The organism is Pantoea sp. SJZ147, assembly GCF_007828605.1.
GTDB lineage: Bacteria > Pseudomonadota > Gammaproteobacteria > Enterobacterales > Enterobacteriaceae > Pantoea > Pantoea allii.
The window spans coordinates 179,833-198,749 of the sequence record NZ_VIVB01000006.1; the positions used below are offsets into that span (position 1 = coordinate 179,833).

At 56.2% G+C, this 18,917-nt stretch carries 10 protein-coding genes; all 10 read left to right on the top strand.

Going from position 1 to position 18,917, the window contains the following annotated elements:
• Positions 1-49 precede the first annotated feature (49 nt).
• A complete protein-coding gene (locus tag FBY13_RS10950) occupies positions 50-3,385 on the top strand; it encodes a diguanylate cyclase (protein ID WP_145394143.1) in 3,336 nt (1,111 codons plus the stop codon).
• A gap of 76 nt (positions 3,386-3,461) precedes the next feature.
• The gene (yegD, locus tag FBY13_RS10955; RefSeq protein ID WP_145394144.1) at positions 3,462-4,814 is read left to right on the top strand and encodes a molecular chaperone; all 1,353 of its coding nucleotides are present in this window, start codon (positions 3,462-3,464) and stop codon (positions 4,812-4,814) included.
• Between the two features lie 518 nt (positions 4,815-5,332).
• Positions 5,333-6,565 carry an MdtA/MuxA family multidrug efflux RND transporter periplasmic adaptor subunit gene (locus FBY13_RS10965; protein WP_096010821.1) on the top strand — a complete coding sequence of 411 codons (1,233 nt, stop codon included), beginning with the start codon at positions 5,333-5,335 and terminating at the stop codon, positions 6,563-6,565.
• On the top strand, positions 6,565-9,687 hold the full coding sequence (locus FBY13_RS10970) for an MdtB/MuxB family multidrug efflux RND transporter permease subunit (RefSeq protein WP_145394145.1): 3,123 nt from the start codon (positions 6,565-6,567) through the stop codon (positions 9,685-9,687). The genes FBY13_RS10965 and FBY13_RS10970 overlap by 1 nt, the downstream gene beginning before the upstream one ends.
• Positions 9,684-12,761, top strand: a complete 3,078-nt coding sequence (gene mdtC, locus FBY13_RS10975; RefSeq protein ID WP_145394146.1) for a multidrug efflux RND transporter permease subunit MdtC — start codon at positions 9,684-9,686, stop codon at positions 12,759-12,761. Before FBY13_RS10970 ends, mdtC begins: the two co-directional genes overlap by 4 nt.
• Before the next feature lie 12 nt (positions 12,762-12,773).
• Positions 12,774-14,174 (top strand): multidrug transporter subunit MdtD, encoded by a 1,401-nt coding sequence (gene mdtD, locus FBY13_RS10980; RefSeq protein ID WP_063880188.1) that lies wholly within the window; start codon positions 12,774-12,776, stop codon positions 14,172-14,174.
• Entirely contained in the window at positions 14,171-15,559 is a 1,389-nt protein-coding gene (gene baeS, locus FBY13_RS10985; protein WP_063880189.1) for a two-component system sensor histidine kinase BaeS, read from the top strand. Before mdtD ends, baeS begins: the two co-directional genes overlap by 4 nt.
• 6 nt (positions 15,560-15,565) lie before the next feature.
• The gene (gene baeR / locus FBY13_RS10990) at positions 15,566-16,273 is read left to right on the top strand and encodes a two-component system response regulator BaeR (RefSeq protein WP_063880190.1); all 708 of its coding nucleotides are present in this window, start codon (positions 15,566-15,568) and stop codon (positions 16,271-16,273) included.
• 122 nt (positions 16,274-16,395) lie between these two features.
• Positions 16,396-17,769 carry a tRNA 5-hydroxyuridine modification protein YegQ gene (yegQ, locus tag FBY13_RS10995; RefSeq protein WP_145394147.1) on the top strand — a complete coding sequence of 458 codons (1,374 nt, stop codon included), beginning with the start codon at positions 16,396-16,398 and terminating at the stop codon, positions 17,767-17,769.
• 230 nt (positions 17,770-17,999) lie between these two features.
• Complete coding sequence (gene yegS, locus FBY13_RS11000) at positions 18,000-18,902, top strand: lipid kinase YegS (protein WP_063880192.1); 903 nt, start codon at positions 18,000-18,002, stop codon at positions 18,900-18,902.
• Positions 18,903-18,917 lie beyond the last annotated feature (15 nt).

Consider the following 18,917-nt stretch of genomic DNA (forward strand, 5'->3'; position numbering starts at 1 on the left):
TCGCGCACCGCATTCCATTGCACTATCTTGCTTCCTGCTGGATCGATAAATGATCGTTGAGACACTGGCCTCGTCAGATAAATCACCTAACACGTGGCTACACGCCTGCTGGCTTAGCCTGGTTTCCTTCGTCCTGACGTTGTTCTGTCTTGAACTTATTGTGGTCAGCGGTAAAATTTCGCCCCTCTGGTTCTCAACGGCACTAATGACCATCGTGGTTTTTCGTTGCACTTCACGCCAGTTGCCCTTTTTGCTCCTTGCCTGCCTCATTGGTACGGCGGTGGCAAACGCATTGATCATCGGCCCTGCCCTTTCAAATTTAAAATTTGCGCTGCTTAATCTGTTGCAGGCCCTGATGGGCGGATTTTTATTACGCGCATTACTTAACCGGGATGCGCCGTTGGTTTCGCTAAATGACTGGATACGCTTTGTCATTGCCACCGGCATCATTTCTCCGGTTATTGGCGGTACCCTTGCCCTGTGGGTACTGCACGTGGGTGAACAGGCGTCGTTTGCCTTCTTTTATACCTGGGTGATTTCAGAAATTATTGGCATGCTCGCCCTCGGCCCGGTTTTGCTGCTGCTCTCCTGGCCACTGCCGCACGATTATCTGAAACGCGCGTCGCTGTTTGAAACGCTTATCACATTAGCTCTGACGCTCACGGCCAGCTATTTATCGCTGCGGTTCTTACCCTGGCCGTTTACCTTTGTTTTGGTCGTGCTGTTCTGGTGTGCCGTGCGGCTGCCCAAGGTCGAAGCCTTTGTGCTGTTTTTTCTTAACGCCAGCTTTATGGCGTTACTGCTGTCATTAGACTGGATTAAGGTCACCTCTACCGTCAGCGCCTATGCGGTCATCACCAGTTGGCTTCCGTTTTTGATGGTTTTAATCCCCTGTCATATCATGTCGTTAGTGATGGATGCTTTCCGCCATGAAAAGCATCACATTAGCGAGAGCGAAACCCGTTTTCGTCATGCCATGGAGTATTCAGCCATTGGCATGGCGCTGGTTTCTGTAGAAGGCCGATGGCTTCAGGTGAATAAATCCTTGTGCGATACGCTGGGTTATCCCGAGCATGAACTCACCAAACTGACCTTCCTGCAAATTACTCATCCCGACGACATCTATGACGATCAGAAGCGCCTGGAGAAGCTGCTCGAAGGCAAAATTTATTCCTACACGCTGGAAAAGCGCTATTTTCGCAAAGACGGCGAAATAGTCTGGGTACGGCTGACCATCTCCCTGGTGCGCGATAACGCGCAGCAACCGCTCTATTTTATTGCGCAGATTATCAATATCTCCGAACTGAAACAGAGCGAACTGGTGAATCAGCGTCTGATGGAGCGGATTACGCTGGCGAATGAAGCGGGCGGCATCGGCGTATGGGAATGGAACATGATCAGCGGCGAAGTACTGTGGGATAAGCGCATGTACGAGCTGTTTGGCATGAAATCCCATGAATCGCCCAGCTACGATCTTTGGGTGAAGATGGTCCATCCCGCCGATCGTGAATATTGCGTGATGACGATACAAGGCGCTATTGAACAAAGCAGTGCGTTCCAGATGGAGTATCGGGTGGTGCGAGAGGATGGGCACTACTGGATTCGTACCCAGGCTAACCGCCTGCTCAGTAAAGATGGCCGTATTGAGCGCATCCTGGGGATCTCTCAAGACATCACGCCGTTACGTAATTTGAATGATGCACTGTTTCAGGAAAAAGAGCGCATGATGATCACGCTGGACTCAATCGGTGAGGCCGTTATCAGTACCGATCAGGAGATGCGCGTGACCTTTATGAACCCTGTGGCGGAAAAAATGACGGGCTGGTCTCAGGACGCGGCGGCAGGTAAACCGGTCAGCGAGCTATTGCATATCACCCATGGTCGTCATGGCCCTGAAGTCGAAAACCTGCTGCTAAGCCACATCCCATCCGAAAAAAACGCGCCCTACCTGTCTGAAGAGTGGGTACTGCACACGCTGAACGGCGAACATATTGATATCCATTACAGTATTACGCCGCTCAAATCTGAATCTGGCACCGAGCGCGGTGCGGTGCTGGTTATTCAGGACGTCAGCGAGTCACGTAAAGTGATGAAACGTCTGAGTTACAGCGCCCTGCACGATACGCTGACCCGATTGCCTAACCGGGCCAGCTTTGAGCTGCAACTTAAGCGACTGCTTTCCGACGCTGTCGAGCATCAGAATCAGCACGTGCTGGTGTTTATTGACCTCGATAAATTTAAGGCGGTCAACGACAGCGCGGGACACGCCGCCGGGGACGCCCTGCTAAGCGAACTCTCGGACTTAATGCGCCACCGCCTGCGCGGCAGCGACTTCCTGGCCCGGCTCGGCGGCGACGAGTTTGCCATATTGATGCCCGAATGCCGGGTCGATCAGGCCTGCGAAGAGGTCGAAAACATCGTTCGCGCCGTCAGTGACTACTGTTTTGAATGGCTGGGGCGCGCCTATCAGGTCGGTGCCAGCGCGGGCATTACGCAAATCTCCGCTCAAAACGCGCAGAGCAGTGATGTCCTCTCGCAGGCGGATATTGCCTGTTATAACGCCAAGCGAAGCGGCCGGGGCCGCTATATGGTGTATGAGCAGCATCCTCTCGCGTTGATGGGAAACCCTCACGCCCTGGATCTGACGATGGTGGATGCCTTGCAGGTTGAAATGCAGGTATGGGCGGTTGCGCCGCCAGGTAAGCCTCATTCTGCCAGCGTCTGGCTGGTGGAGATTCAGCTGTTCACCGAGGAAGGGTTGCTTATTGATGAGCATCTGCTGCGTAACAACCTGACCGATGAGGCGCTGAAACGCCGGCTGGAAGACAATATCGTTGCAGCCTTTTTCGGTCAGCGTATTTCAACAATGAGCCAAAAAGGCATCGCCTTGATATTGCCCCTTGATGTGAACGCGCTTTACGATCCGGCCTTTGTCGAAAACCTGTGTTTTCGCTTTGCGGAATCGGGTCTTGCAGACAGCCATAGCGGGATTGCGCTTAACGCCGCCAGCGTCCTTGCCAGCGGTGAGCGCCTGATCGGCGCGTTGACGAAACTACGCCAGGCGGGCTGTCGCATCGTGTTGCAGCATTTTGGCCGTAATCTGGATGCCTTTAATCAGCTCACCGGCAAGGTCGTTGACTGCCTGATTCTGGCCCCGGAGCTGGTTGCTAACCTGCACAATAATCTGATGGATGAGATGCTGATCTCCATTATTCAGAGCCAGACCAGCCAGCGTGAAATTACCCTGCTTGCAGGCCCGGTTTCGGTTCCAGCCGTTCTCACCACACTCACCCGTCTCGACGTTGACGGCGTCTGGGGAAGCGCGGTCGCAGAACGCCAGCCACTGAGTAAACTGGCGGAAGAGTCCCTTTTCGCGATTCGCTAATTCTGCCGCTCACCGCTTGCCACGACCTTTCAGCTGCGCTAAAGTCGCCCCCTTTTTTCCTGCCTGGGGGCGAAAAATGTTCATTGGATTCGATTACGGTACGGCTAACTGTTCCATTGCGGTCAGCGAAAATGGCTCGCCACGGCTGTTAACGCTGGAGAAGGGTCAACGCCTGCTGCCGTCCATGATTTGCTCCCCTACACGTGAAGCCGTGACGGAATGGCTCTATCGCCATCATCAGGTTGCCACACCTGAACAGGAAAGCACGGCGTTGCTGCAGCGGGCGCTACGCTATAACCGCGAAGAAGATATCGATGTTTTACCCGACAGCATTCAGTTTGGCCTGACCGCGCTCCAGCATTACATGGTCGATCCTGAAGATGTCTGGTTTGTTAAATCCCCAAAATCTTTTCTGGGTGCCACGGGCCTGAAACCGCAGCAGATTGCCTTTTTTGAAGATCTGGTCTGCGCCATGATGCTGCACATTCGCCAACAGGGTGAAGCGCAGACCCAGCAGCCGATCGATCAGGCGGTTATAGGCCGTCCGGTTAACTTTCAAGGATTAGGCAGCGAAGACGCGAATCAGCAGGCACAGGGCATTTTGTTACGTGCGGCGAAACGCGCGGGCTTCCGGGATGTGGAATTTCAATTTGAGCCGGTGGCGGCGGGCCTGGATTTTGAGGCGACTCTGGATAAAGAAACCCGCGTGCTGGTGGTCGATATTGGCGGGGGAACCACCGACTGCTCGATGCTGCTGATGGGCCCGCAGTGGCGCAACCTGTCAGATCGGCGTGAAAGTCTGCTGGGCCACAGCGGTTGTCGCGTGGGCGGGAACGATTTGGATATTATGCTGGCATTCAAGGCGCTGATGCCCTTACTGGGCGCGGGCGGTAACACCCAGAAAGGCACTGCTCTGCCTGCCCTGCCCTGGTGGAACGCCGTCGCCATCAACGATGTGCCTGCACAAAGCGATTTTTACAGCACCGCCTGCGGCAAGATGCTGCGCGATTTAGTCCGCGAGGCAGAAAATCCTGTCGCCGTCGCCCATTTACTCAAGGTGTGGCAGCAAAAGCTGAGTTATCGCCTGGTCCGGACCGCCGAAGAAAGCAAGATCGCCCTGTCCGATCGCCCCGACTTTACGGCATCCCTGGATTTTATCACCGCCGGTTTACAGACCGATATCAGCGTGACCACCCTGCAGGATGCAATCAGCCAGCCGCTGGAGAAGATTCTGGAGCAGGTACAACTGGCGCTGGCAACCAGCAATATCAAACCCGAGGTGATCTATCTCACCGGCGGCAGCGCCCGCTCGCCTCTTTTACGCGCAGCACTGCAGCAGGCCCTGCCGGGTACGCCCATTGCCGGTGGAGACGATTTTGCCTCGGTCACCGCAGGTCTGGCACGCTGGGCAGAGGTGATGTTTGCCTGATCCTGCCGGGTGAGACAGCTGCCTGTTGTGACAGTAAAAGGACAGCGCCAACGGCCAGCGATGTCGCCAGAGTCGGTATTACGGCTCTGCGCTCCTCGCGCCGCTGAGGCGCCCTCTCTTCATCGTTCGTTCACCTGACGTCACCTCATGCCTTTTGCTCCCCTTCCTGCGGGGAAACGCTGGCGTTTTCACGCCGCTCCGCGCGGCGTATTGCCGCCCGACACCTGCCCCTTCTGGCTTTTTGCGCTTGTTGCCATTGATGAATTTAATAAATCATTTCCTGACCACAACAGCTCATCACGCGCTATTCTGTGGCACACTCATTCAAATGCGTTATGAATACGGCCCATCAATTAAACGACAATATGTCTTCAGAAAATCGACATAATTACGCAGTGCTGACAGATATCCTTAATTCCTTCAAATTTTTACCCGCAGGGACGACTACAATTCGTGGTTTGCAGGCGACCTTTTAAGCCCGCGCCCTGGAAAGACAGTGCTGGAGAGCAACAACAACAATGAACAACCGATACCCTGTTATGAAAAAAGCGTTGATTGCGCTGGTGGTGATTGCCGTGGCCGCAGGCGGCTATTACTGGTGGAAGCATCCGGCCCAACCCGCAAGCGACGGTGACGCATCCGGCCAGTCTGCACATGGTAAAAGAGGCAGTGGCGCGCATAAGCCCTTAGCGCCGGTGCAGGCGGCCAGTGCGGTCAAAGAGAGTGTGCCGCAATACCTGAATGGGTTAGGCACCGTGACAGCCGCCAACACCGTGACGGTGCGTAGCAGGGTGGATGGGAATCTGATGGCTATCCACTTCACAGAAGGCCAGCAGGTGAAAGCCGGCGATCTGCTCGCCGAGATCGATCCCCGTCCCTATCAGGTAGCCCTCATGCAGGCACAGGGTCAGCTGGCGCGCGACCAGGCCACCCTGGCGAACGCACGCCGCGATTTAGCCCGTTACCAGAAGCTGGCGAAAACCTCGCTGGTTTCCCAGCAGGATCTGGACACACAGAGCGCCCTGGTGAATGAAACCCTGGGCACGATAAAAGCCGATGAAGGCAGCGTTGCCAGCGCCCAACTGAATCTGACTTACAGCCGCATCACTTCACCTATCGATGGCCGCGTGGGTCTGAAGCAGGTTGATATCGGCAACTACATTACCAGCGGCGACACCAATGGCCTGGTGGTGATTACTCAAACGCATCCGGTCGATGTGGTGTTCAGCGTGGCTGAAAACACTATCAGCCAGATCATGCAGGCGCAGAAAACTGGCGAACCTTTACTGGTCGAAGCCTGGGATCGCAGCAATCAGCATTTGATCACCCGCGGTAAACTGCTCAGCCTGGATAACCAGATTGATGTGACCACCGGCACGATTAAAATTAAAGCGCGCTTTGATAATCAGGATGACCTGCTCTTTCCTAACCAGTTTGTTAATGCGCGCCTGAAGGTGAATACCTTACAGGATGCCGTCGTGATTCCCACCGCAGCGCTGCAAATGGGGAATGAAGGCCACTTTGTCTGGGTGATCAACAGTGAAGACAAGGTCAGTAAGAAAAGCGTGACCGCCGGTTTGCAGGACAGCCAGAAAGTGGTAATCAGCGCCGGACTCAACGCAGGCGATCGCGTCGTCACCGACGGGCTGGACCGCCTGACAGAAGGGGCAAAAGTCGAAGTGGTTGCCGCGCAGAGTCGCGCCACAAAAGAGACCCGCACCAGCTTGCCGTCCAAAGGGGAATCTGAGTAATGCAGGTTATGCCTCCTGACCACAGCGGAGGGCCGTCACGCCAGTTTATCCTGCGTCCGGTCGCGACCACCTTACTGATGATTGCCATTTTACTGGCGGGGATTCTGGGTTACCGCTTTTTGCCGGTCTCTGCCCTGCCTGAGGTGGATTATCCGACGATTCAGGTCGTTACGCTGTATCCCGGGGCAAGCCCGGATGTAGTGACCTCCTCCATTACCGCCCCGCTTGAACGTCAGTTCGGCCAGATGTCCGGACTGAAGCAGATGGCATCGCAAAGCTCGGGTGGCGCCTCAATCGTCACGCTGCAATTTCAGTTGACGCTGCCGCTTGATGTGGCGGAGCAGGAAGTGCAGGCGGCGATCAACTCTGCCACCAACCTGCTGCCCAGTGACCTGCCAAATCCGCCGGTTTACAGCAAAGTCAATCCGGCCGATCCACCGATTATGACCCTGGCCGTCACCACCAGCAGCATGCCGTTAACCCAGGTGCAGGACATGGTGGAAACCCGTGTCGCACAGAAGATATCGCAGGTCACCGGCGTCGGTCTGGTGACGCTGACGGGCGGTCAACGTCCGGCGGTGCGCGTGAAGATGAACAGCCAGGCGTTGGCCGCCATGGGGCTGACCAGCGAAACGGTGCGCACGGCGATCACCAATGCCAATGTCAACTCCGCGAAAGGCAGCCTGGATGGCCCTACCCGCTCGGTCACGCTTTCCGCCAACGATCAGATGAAATCGGTAGAGGATTACCGCCAGTTGATCGTCAGTTATAAAAATGGTGCACCGGTGCGCCTGGCGGATGTGGCAACCATTGAACAGGGCGCAGAAAACAGCTGGCTGGGTGCCTGGTCCAACCGTGAACCAGCCATTGTGCTGAATGTGCAACGCCAGCCAGGTGCCAACATTATTGCCACCGCCGATAGCATTCGCGCCATGCTGCCGTCACTGATCGCCAGCCTGCCTAAATCAGTCGACGTGAAACTGGTCACTGACCGCACCACCAACATTCGTGCGTCCGTCAGCGACACCCAGCATGAACTGATGCTGGCAATGGGGTTGGTGGTGATGATCATCTACCTGTTTTTGCGTAACGTGCCTGCCACCATTATTCCGGCCGTGGCAGTGCCCCTGTCGCTGATTGGCACCTTTGCGGCGATGTATTTTTTGGGTTTTTCCATCAATAATCTGACGCTGATGGCGCTGACCATCGCCACAGGCTTTGTCGTAGACGATGCCATCGTCGTGATTGAGAACATCTCGCGCTATATCGAGAAAGGCGAAAAACCCATGACGGCCGCCCTGAAGGGCGCGGGCGAAATTGGTTTTACCATTATTTCTCTGACGTTTTCACTGATTGCGGTGCTAATCCCGCTGCTGTTTATGGGCGATGTCATCGGCCGTCTGTTCCGCGAATTTGCGGTGACGCTGGCGGTGGCAATTTTGATTTCAGCCGTGGTCTCGCTCACCCTGACGCCGATGATGTGTGCCCGCATGTTGAGCGCAGAATCGCTGCGCAGGCAAAACCGCTTTTCCCGCGCCAGCGAAGCCATGTTTGAGCGAGTGATTGCGGTGTACGGTCGCGGGCTGAGTCGGGTGCTTAACCATCCCTGGCTGACGCTATCCGTGGCACTTGGCACGATGCTGCTTACCGTCTTGTTATGGATCGCGATTCCTAAAGGCTTTTTCCCACAGCAGGATAACGGCATCATCCAGGGCACTCTGCAGGCCCCGCAGTCGGTGTCTTACGCCAGCATGGCTGAGCGCACCCGTGACGTTGCCTCGGTGATAATGAAAGATCCCGCGGTACAAAGCCTGACTTCGTTTGTGGGCGTCGACGGCACCAATCCGTCACTCAACAGTGCCCGGTTGCAGATCAACCTTAAGCCGCTGGATGCACGCAGCGAACGTATTCCTGAGATCCAGCAGCGACTGCAACAGCAAATCAGCATGATCCCCGGCGTCACGCTGTGGCTTCAGGCGGTTCAGGATCTGACGATTGATACCCAGGCCAGCCGCACGCCCTATCAGTTTACGCTGCAGTCCGGATCGCTGGACTCACTCAGCACCTGGGTTCCTGCGCTGGTGAGCGCCTTGCAGAAACTGCCCGCACTGCGAGATGTCAGCAGCGACTGGCAGGATCAGGGCCTGGAAGCCTATATTAAAGTCGATCGTGACAGCGCCAGCCGGTTGGGTATCAGCATGGCGGATGTGGATAACGCGCTCTACGACGCCTTTGGGCAACGACTGATCTCCACCATCTATACTCAGGCAAACCAGTACCGCGTGGTGCTGGAGCAGGACAACAGCACCACGCAGGGCCTGCAAAGTCTGGAGGGTATTCGCCTGATCAGCACCGACGGCGGCAGCGTTCCCTTAAATGCCATCGCCAGCATTGAGCAGCGCCATGCGCCTTTGACCATCAACCACCTGAGCCAGTTTCCGTCTGCCACCTTCTCGTTTAATGTGGCGAAGGGCTATTCGCTGGAAGATGCCACAAAGGCGATAACCCAGGCCGAAGAACAACTTGGTATGCCGTCAGAAGTGATGACGCAGTTCCAGGGCAGCACCCTGGCGTTTGAAGCGGCACTGACGAGCACGGTGTGGCTGATTGTGGCGGCTGTCGTGGCGATGTATATCGTGCTGGGCGTCCTGTACGAGAGTTTTATTCATCCCATCACCATTCTTTCAACCCTGCCAACCGCCGGTGTGGGTGCCTTGCTGGCCCTGATGATAAGCGGCAACGAGCTGGATATCGTGGCGATCATCGGCATCATTTTGCTGATTGGCATTGTGAAAAAGAACGCCATCATGATGATTGACTTCGCCCTGGCCGCGGAGCGTGAACAGGGCATGAAGCCGTATGACGCGATCTATCAGGCCTGCCTGCTGCGTTTCCGCCCTATTCTGATGACTACGCTGGCCGCGCTGCTGGGGGCGTTACCGCTGATGCTCAGCACCGGCGTCGGCGCAGAATTACGCCAACCGCTGGGTATTGCTATGGTCGGCGGCCTGATCCTCAGCCAGATTTTGACCCTGTTTACCACACCGGTTATTTACCTGCTGTTTGACCGACTGGCGCATAACCTGCGTCGCCGCCTCGGTCACACGGAGGAACAGCAGTGAAATTTTTTGCGCTGTTTATCCATCGCCCGGTTGCCACCACGCTGCTGACGCTGGCGATTGCGCTGGCCGGGATGCTGGGCTTTCGCCTGCTGCCCGTCGCCCCGCTGCCTCAGGTGGATTTTCCGGTGATTATGGTGTCGGCTTCTCTGCCCGGTGCCTCGCCGGAAACGATGGCCTCGTCAGTCGCCACGCCGCTGGAACGTTCCCTGGGCCGCATCGCCGGCGTCAGCGAAATGACCTCCACCAGTTCCCTGGGATCGACGCGCATCATTATGGTCTTCGATTTTGATCGTGACATTAATGGTGCGGCGCGGGATGTCCAGGCGGCGATCAACGCTGCGCAAAGCCTGCTCCCCACCGGTATGCCTTCGCGCCCGACCTATCGCAAAGCTAACCCGTCTGATGCGCCGATCATGATCATGACGCTGACCTCCGACCTGTTCAGCCCGGCTCAGCTCTACGATTACGCCTCCACACAGCTGGCGCAGAAGCTGTCGCAGATTAACGGCGTTGGCGATGTCACCGTAGGCGGCAGCTCTTTGCCCGCCGTGCGCGTTGCGCTGAACCCCCAGGCTCTGTTTAACCAGGGCGTTTCCCTGGACGCGGTACGGCAGGCCATTTCTAACGCCAACCAGCGTCGTCCGCAGGGCGCGCTAGAAGATCGTCAACAGCGGTGGCAGCTGCGCACCAACGATGCGCTGCAAACCGCCAGTGAATATCAGCCCCTGGTGGTGCATTACAACAATGGCGCAGCGGTGCGCCTGTCGGATGTTGCCACGGTGCAGGATTCGGTACAGGACGTGCGTAACGCCGGGATGTCACGGGGTAAACCGGCGGTGTTGCTGGTCATACGCAAAACCGCCGATGCGAACGTGATTGACACGGTGGATCGCATTCGTGCCGAACTGCCCGAACTGCATGAGATTATCCCTGCGGCCATTAACCTTGAGGTGGCGCAGGACCGCTCGCCCACCATCCGCGCCTCGCTTGAGGAAGTGGAACAGTCGCTGGTAATTGCCGTCGCGTTGGTGATTCTGGTGGTGTTTGTGTTTTTACGCTCTGGTCGCGCCACGCTGATCCCTGCCGTGGCGGTGCCGGTATCGCTGATCGGCACCTTCGCCGCGATGTATTTATGCGGCTTCAGCCTGAATAACCTGTCGCTGATGGCCCTGACGATCGCCACCGGCTTTGTGGTGGATGATGCCATTGTGGTGCTGGAAAACATCGCCCGTCATGTGGAAGCCGGGATGAAACCCATGGCTGCCGCGCTAAAAGGCGTGCGTGAAGTCGGCTTCACCGTGCTGTCGATGAGCCTCTCATTAATTGCGGTATTCCTGCCGCTGCTAATGATGGGCGGATTGATTGGTCGCTTCTTCGCCGAATTTTCTATCACGCTGTCGGTCGCCATCCTGATCTCCCTGTTTGTCTCTGTCACGCTGACGCCGATGATGTGTGCTTACCTGCTCAAGCCCCATGCGCCGCGCAGTCAACCGCAACGACGGGGATTTGGACGGCTGCTGCTGGCGGTGCAGCGCGGTTATGCCCGTTCACTGACCGTGGTACTGAACCACGCGCGCTGGGTACTGTTGCTGCTGCTGGGGACGGTGGCCCTGACGGTATGGCTGTTTATCAGTATTCCCAAAACCTTCCTGCCCGAGCAGGACACTGGCCGGTTGTCGGGCTTTATCTCAGCCGACCAAAGTATTTCGTTCCAGGCGATGCGCGGTAAGCTGGAAGACTTTATGAAAATCGTCGGTGCCGATCCCGATGTGTCCAGCGTAGTGGGCTTTACTGGCGGGATGCGCACCAACATGGGGCTGATGTTTATTTCTCTGAAACCGCTGTCTGAACGAAAAGACAATGCTCAGGCGGTGATTGCCCGGTTGCGTACGAAGCTGGCAAACGAACCCGGAGCCAACCTGTATCTCAATGCGGTGCAGGATATTCGGGTGGGCGGTCGCGAAGCCAATGCCAGCTATCAGTACTCGCTGCTGTCAGACGATCTTGCTGCGCTTCGCACCTGGGAACCCCAAATCCGCCAGGCCTTTACCGCCCTGCCGGAACTGGCTGACGTCAACTCCGACCAACAGGATAAGGGCAGTGAAATGGCCCTGACCTACGATCGCGCCAGCATGGCCCGGCTGGGAATCAACGTCTCAGAAGCCAACGCCCTGTTAAATGATGCATTTGGTCAGCGCCAGATCTCCACCATTTACCAGCCGCTGAACCAGTACAAGGTCGTCATGGAAGTGGACCCCCGCTATACCCAGGACATCAGCGCGCTGAATCAGATGTTTGTGATTAACAGCGAGGGCAAACCGATCCCGCTCGCCTGGTTTGCCAAATGGCAGCCGGCTAATGCCCCGCTGTCCGTCAATCATCAGGGGCTGTCTGCCGCATCGACCATTTCCTTTAACCTGCCAGAAGGTGTTTCCCTGTCACAGGCGTCGGAGGCCATCGACCGCACCATGACCGCGCTGGGCGTGCCGTCCAGCGTGCGCGGCAGCTTTGCCGGTACCGCGCAGGCTTTCCAGCAGTCGCAGAGCAGCCAGCTGTGGCTGATGCTGGCCGCCATTGCGGCAGTCTATATTGTGCTGGGCATTCTCTATGAGAGCTACGTGCATCCTTTGACCATTCTTTCAACGTTGCCCTCGGCAGGCGTCGGTGCGCTGCTGGCGCTGGAGCTGTTTGATACGCCGTTCAGCCTGATTGCCCTGATCGGTATTCTGTTATTAATCGGGATCGTTAAAAAGAACGCCATCATGATGGTGGACTTCGCCCTGGAGGCAGAACGTAAGGGTAACCTGAGAGCCCGCGATGCCATTTTCCAGGCCTGCCTGCTGCGTTTCCGCCCTATTTTAATGACTACCCTGGCCGCGTTGTTTGGCGCACTTCCGCTGGTGCTGACCAGCGGAGATGGCGCGGAACTGCGCCAGCCGTTAGGGATCACCATTGCGGGCGGGCTGATCATGAGCCAGCTCCTTACCCTGTATACCACGCCAGTGGTGTACTTAATGATGGATAAACTGCGACGCAAAAAGCGCACTCAGACAATGAATGCGACGCAGCACTAAGGGGTAACTATCATGCAGAGCGTAACGGTCCGCTGGCAGTTATGGATTGTCGCCTTTGGCTTCTTTATGCAGGCGCTGGATACCACCATCGTCAATACGGCCATCCCGTCCATGGCCCACGATCTGGGCGTGAGCCCATTGCATATGCATTCGGTCATTGTCGCCTACGTGTTAACGGTGGCGGTCACCCTGCCCCTGAGTGGCTGGCTGGCCGATCGGTTTGGCGTCAGAAATATCTTCTTCAGCGCCATCGTGCTGTTCAGCCTGGGTTCGCTGATGTGCGGGTTATCCCACACGCTGGATCAGCTGCTCGTGGCACGCGTACTGCAGGGCATCGGCGGGGCCATGATGGTGCCGGTAGGCAGGCTGACGGTGATGCGCATTGTGCCGCGCGATCAATATATGTCCGCCATGACGTTCGTCACCCTGCCCGGCCAGATTGGTCCGCTACTGGGTCCGGCACTCGGCGGGGTGCTGGTGGAATATGCCAGCTGGCACTGGATTTTCCTGATTAATATCCCGGTTGGCGTGATCGGCGCTATCGCCACCTTAAAGCTGTTACCCAACTACGCCATGCCGCCACGACGCTTCGATTTTTTGGGTTTTGTTCTGCTGGCTGCGGGCATGGCAACCCTGACGCTGGCGCTTGATGGCCAGCGCAGCAGCGGCGGCTCCGCGTTGTTGCTGGCGGCGATGATCCTGACAGGCACAGGTTCCCTGCTGTTTTACCTGCTGCATGCGCGCCACAACGACGACGCGCTGTTTAGCCTGAAGCTGTTTGATAATCGGGTGTTCTCCATCGGTTTACTCGGTAGCCTGGCGGGCCGCATCGGCAGCGGGATGTTACCTTTTATGACGCCGCTTTTTTTACAGATCGGAATGGGTTTCAGCCCGTTTCATGCCGGTTTAATGATGATTGCGATGGTGCTTGGCAATATGGGCATGAAACGCATCGTGGTCCGTATCGTTAACCTGTTCGGCTATCGCAACGTGCTGGTGGGATCGACCGTCGGTCTGGCGTTGGTGGTGTTGCTGTTTCCGCTGGTGGCTATGCTGGGCTGGACGGCCATGCTGCCGCTGGTGTTATTCCTGCAAGGGATGGTGAATGCGATTCGCTTCTCCTCAATGAACACGCTGACGCTGAAAGAGCTGCCGGACGATCTGGCATCCAGCGGTAACAGCCTGCTGTCGATGATCATGCAGCTTTCAATGAGTATCGGGGTAACCGTCGCGGGCCTGCTGCTGGGCGCGTTTGGTCAGTCGGCGCTGGGGCAACAGGGGTTAAGCCACCAGGCCTTTATCTATGTTTATCTCTGTATGGCCCTGATCATTATTCTGCCTGCGCTGGTGTTCTGGCGTGTCCCGAAAGAAGAGAGTAAAAGCGTCGATCTGCGACGCCGGAGAAGTGAATGAGATCGTTTCTGCGCGTTGGCATCGGTGCCAAGCTGTTTATGGCTATTTTCTCCACCTGCATGCTGGTACTGATTACCATGCACTGGGGCGTCAGGCTGAGCTTTGAGCATGGCTTCGTCGACTACATCAAACGCGGTAATGAACAGCGACTGAATTTGCTGGGCGCGGCGCTGGCCGATCAGTACGAGCAGCATGGCAACTGGGATTTTCTGCGCAACAATGACCGACTGATTTTTACCATGCTGCGCTCGCTGGAGCAGAATCCCGACAGCAACAATCAGCTTCCGCCGCACGGCTGGCGAACCCAGTTCTGGGTGCTCGATCAGCAATATAAAGTGATGGTTGGACCGCGCTCACAGGTACCGCCAGAGGGAATACGCCACAATATCACCACCAGCAACGGCAAGGTGGTGGGCTGGATCATCAGCTCACCGCCCGAACGCCTGACGCGCAGTACCGACATTAATTTTGATCAGCAACAGCGACGAACCAGCTGGTATATCGTCGGCTTGTCGACTCTGCTTGCCGCGCTGGTGACCTGGCTGATGGCGCGAGGCTTGCTGGCTCCGGTAAAAAGGCTGGTGGACGGTACCCATCATCTGGCCGAGGGAAATTTAGCCACCCGGGTGGAGGTCAGCAGCCAGGATGAACTGGGCCAGCTGGCACATGACTTTAACCTGCTGGCCAGCTCACTGGAGAAAAATGAAAGTATGCGCCGGGCGTTTATGGCCGACATTTCTCATGAGTTGCGAACGCCGCTGGCTATTTTACGCGGTGAACTGGAGGCGATGCAGGATGGCGTTCGTCAGCTGACGCCCGACGCCATTACCTCATTGCAAAGTGAAGTTGCGTTGCTGACGAAGCTGGTAGACGACCTGCATCAGTTGTCTCTTTCTGACGTGGGTGCGCTGGCCTACCGCAAGCAGGCCACGGATTTGGTGCAGCTCATTGAGGTCAGCGCAGGCAATTTTACCGAACGCTACCGTGCCCATGACCTGACACTGAAACTGGCTATGCCTGAAGATGCGCCCTTCTTTGGCGATCCCGATCGCCTGATGCAGCTGTTTATCAATCTGCTGGAAAACAGCCTGCGTTATACCGATGCGGGCGGCACGGTCCAGGTTCGACTCTGGTATGACGCACCCTACTGGCACGTCACCGTTGAGGACAGCGCACCCGGTGTGGATGGCGATCAGCAGGCGCAAATTTTCGAACGGTTTTTCCGCACCGAAGGGTCCCGCAATCGGGCCAGCGGCGGCTCAGGTTTGGGTCTGGCAATCTGTAAAAATATTGTTGATGCGCATGGCGGAACCATAACCGCGACGCACGCTGATTTAGGTGGACTGAAAATCGCGCTACAATTGCGTTATGTTCCTCCCGTTTAGAAGACTATGAATCAGGAAAACACCTATCCGCTAATCCTTGTGGTTGAGGATGAACCCAAGCTGGCGCAACTCATGATCGATTATTTACAGGCGTCCAACTACCGCACCCACCATCTGGCGCATGGCAATGAGGTGCTGGACTACGTTCATCAGACCCCGCCCGATCTCATCCTGCTGGATTTAATGCTGCCAGGTAAGGACGGCCTGACGCTGTGCCGTGAAATCCGCCGTGACTCTGAACTGCCGATTATTATGGTGACTGCGCGGACAGAAGAAATCGATCGCCTGCTGGGGCTGGAAATTGGGGCGGATGACTACGTCTGTAAACCGTTCAGCCCGCGTGAAGTGGTGGCGCGGGTGAAAACCATTTTGCGTCGGGTGAAACGTTCGCCTGAAGAAGCCCCGGTTGCGTCGCTGCTGAAAGTGCATGAAAGTCGCTTCCAGGCCAGCTGGCGCGATGAACCGCTCGACTTAACGCCTGCGGAATTTCGTTTGTTAAAAACGCTGTCCCTTGAGCCTGGAAAAGTGTTTTCACGCGAGCAGCTGTTAAACCACCTCTATGACGATTATCGGGTCGTCACTGACCGCACTATTGACAGTCATATCAAGAACCTGCGCAGAAAGCTGGAAAACCTGGACAGCGAGCAGCCTTTCATTCGCGCCGTGTATGGCATGGGCTATCGCTGGGAAGCCGATATCTGTCATTTGATTTAGATTGATTCAGATCAATTTACTTCCTTTTTCTCACTGCCTACAATTCCGCACCTTATGCAGGGGTAACGCCCCTGCACGTGCCGCCTGAGGCGGCATACTGACCTGACATCAGTGAGTACGCCATGAAACCAGAATTACTTTCTCCAGCGGGTACGCTGAAGAATATGCGTTATGCCTTTGCCTACGGCGCAGATGCCGTGTATGCCGGCCAGCCACGCTACAGCCTGCGGGTTCGTAACAACGAATTCAGCCATGAAAACCTGGCGAAAGGCATCAACGAAGCCCATGCGTTGGGTAAAAAATTTTACGTCGTCGTCAATATCGCACCGCATAACGCCAAGCTAAAAACCTTTATCCGCGACTTAACGCCGGTGATTGAGATGCAGCCGGACGCGCTGATTATGTCCGATCCCGGTTTGATCATGCTGGTGCGCGAGGCTTTTCCGGCCATGCCCATTCACTTATCCGTTCAGGCCAATGCCGTTAACTGGGCGACCGTGAAGTTCTGGCAGCAGATGGGCCTGAGTCGGGTGATTTTGTCACGTGAACTGTCGCTGGAAGAGATTGCCGACATTCGACAGCAGGTGCCCACCATGGAGCTGGAAGTCTTCGTGCACGGCGCGCTGTGTATGGCATATTCCGGGCGCTGTCTGCTTTCCGGCTACATGAATAAACGCGATCCGAACCAGGGAACCTGTACCAATGCCTGCCGCTGGGAATATCAGTTGCAGGAGGCCAAACAAGATGACGTCGGCAATATTGTTGAAATCCATCAGCCGGTGACGGTGCAGGAGGTCACGCCAACCCTGGGCATCGGTCAGCCCAGTGACAAGGTTTTTCTGCTGGAAGAGAAGATGAAACCCGGCGAGATGATGAGTGCCTTTGAAGATGAACATGGCACCTACATCATGAATTCGAAAGATTTGCGTGCCGTGGCGCACGTTGAACGGCTGAGCCAGATGGGCGTTCACTCATTAAAAATTGAAGGCCGAACCAAATCTTATTATTACTGCGCCCGCACCGCGCAAGTCTATCGCAAAGCGATTGACGATGCCGCCGCCGGCAAACCTTTTGATCCTGCCCTGCTGGAAACCCTGGAAGGTCTGGCGCATCGCGGCTATACCGAAGGCTTCTTACGTCGCCATACACATGACAGCTATCAAAATTACCAGAACGGCTATTCTGTTTCTGAGCGCCAACAATTTGTCGGCGAATTCAGTGGTGAGCAGCGTGATGGCTGGGCGGAGGTAGTGGTGAAGAATAAATTCGTCCTGCATGACAGCCTGGAGATCATGACGCCCTCTGGTAACCTGATTTGTACCCTGGATGCCTTACAAAACAGCCGGGGCGAGCCAACGGACGTGGCACCGGGAGACGGCCATCGTGTCTGGATGAAGGTGCCTCCACAGGTCGATCTGCAATTTGCGTTGCTGCTGCGCAATTTTACCGATGGTCAGGATACGCGCGCGCCTCATGCCACCGGTGTGACAGGTTGACACATTTTGACAAAAGCACGAGAAGGATCACAGACGGCTTAATTTTGCTGCTCTATAGTGCTGCCTGCTACCAATGAGTAACAATTATCAGCAGCTGTACCTGGATCCACCTCATTCACCCGCCCGGCTCCCCCGTGCGGGTTTTCTTTTTTCTCCCTTTCGCCCATCATTTTTCTCTCCAGGCTGTGCTATAACCACTACCTACGCTTTAGATCTTCAAGGAACAGATAATGGACAAAGAATCGCTTACGCTGCTGATCCTTAACGGTAAAGGCGCAGGCAATGATGATCTACGTGAAGCGGTCACTAAGCTGCGCGATGAGGGCTACAACATTGCCGTGCGCGTGACATATGAAAAAGGCGACGGTGAACGCTACGTCGAAGAAGCGCTGGAATTACAGGCGGTAACCGTGGTGGCGGGCGGCGGCGATGGCACCGTCAATGAAATCGCCACCGCACTGGCGTCGGTAAATGTTGCCGATCGTCCTGTCTTAGGGATTATTCCCCTGGGCACGGCGAACGATTTTGCCACCAGCGTCGGCATCCCCGAAGAGATCGAACCGGCTTTACGGCTGGCTATTCAGGGCAAAGCATACGACATCGATCTGGCCCGGGTGAATCAGCGTCACTACTTTATCAATATGGCGACAGGCGGTTTCGGCACGCGCATTACCACCGAGACGCCGGAAAAGCTGAAATCGGCGCTGGGTGGGGTTTCCTATTTTATTCACGGCCTGATGCGCATGGACACTCTGAAACCCGACAGCTGTGAAATCAGCGGGCCCGATTTCCACTGGCAAGGCGATGCGCTGGTCATCGGCATTGGCAATGGTCGCCAGGCGGGCGGCGGTCAGCGATTATGCCCTTCTGCGTTGATTAATGACGGCCTGCTCGACGTCAGCGTGGTCACCGCGCAGGAGTTACTGCCCACCCTGCTGCATTCCCTCACCGGCGGCGATGAAGATAATCCCAGCATCATTTCGACCCGTTTATCGTCCCTGACGATTCGCTCGCCCCACGAGATGACATTTAATCTGGATGGCGAGCCGCTGTCCGGGCAGGAATTCACGATTGATGTTATGCCGGGCGCGTTAAGCTGCCGTCTGCCACCGCAGTGCGCATTGCTGAACTGAGTGCGCCGGGAGTGA

Excerpts from the sequence above, each read along its gene's own strand:
- FBY13_RS10950 (WP_145394143.1), top strand. The coding sequence starts at position 50 with ATGATCGTTGAGACACTGGCCTCGTCAGATAAATCACCTAACACGTGG.
- yegD (WP_145394144.1), top strand. The coding sequence starts at position 3,462 with ATGTTCATTGGATTCGATTACGGTACGGCTAACTGTTCCATTGCGGTC.
- FBY13_RS10965 (WP_096010821.1), top strand. The coding sequence starts at position 5,333 with ATGAACAACCGATACCCTGTTATGAAAAAAGCGTTGATTGCGCTGGTG.
- FBY13_RS10970 (WP_145394145.1), top strand. The coding sequence starts at position 6,565 with ATGCAGGTTATGCCTCCTGACCACAGCGGAGGGCCGTCACGCCAGTTT.
- mdtD (WP_063880188.1), top strand. The coding sequence starts at position 12,774 with ATGCAGAGCGTAACGGTCCGCTGGCAGTTATGGATTGTCGCCTTTGGC.
- baeS (WP_063880189.1), top strand. The coding sequence starts at position 14,171 with ATGAGATCGTTTCTGCGCGTTGGCATCGGTGCCAAGCTGTTTATGGCT.
- baeR (WP_063880190.1), top strand. The coding sequence starts at position 15,566 with ATGAATCAGGAAAACACCTATCCGCTAATCCTTGTGGTTGAGGATGAA.
- yegQ (WP_145394147.1), top strand. The coding sequence starts at position 16,396 with ATGAAACCAGAATTACTTTCTCCAGCGGGTACGCTGAAGAATATGCGT.
- yegS (WP_063880192.1), top strand. The coding sequence starts at position 18,000 with ATGGACAAAGAATCGCTTACGCTGCTGATCCTTAACGGTAAAGGCGCA.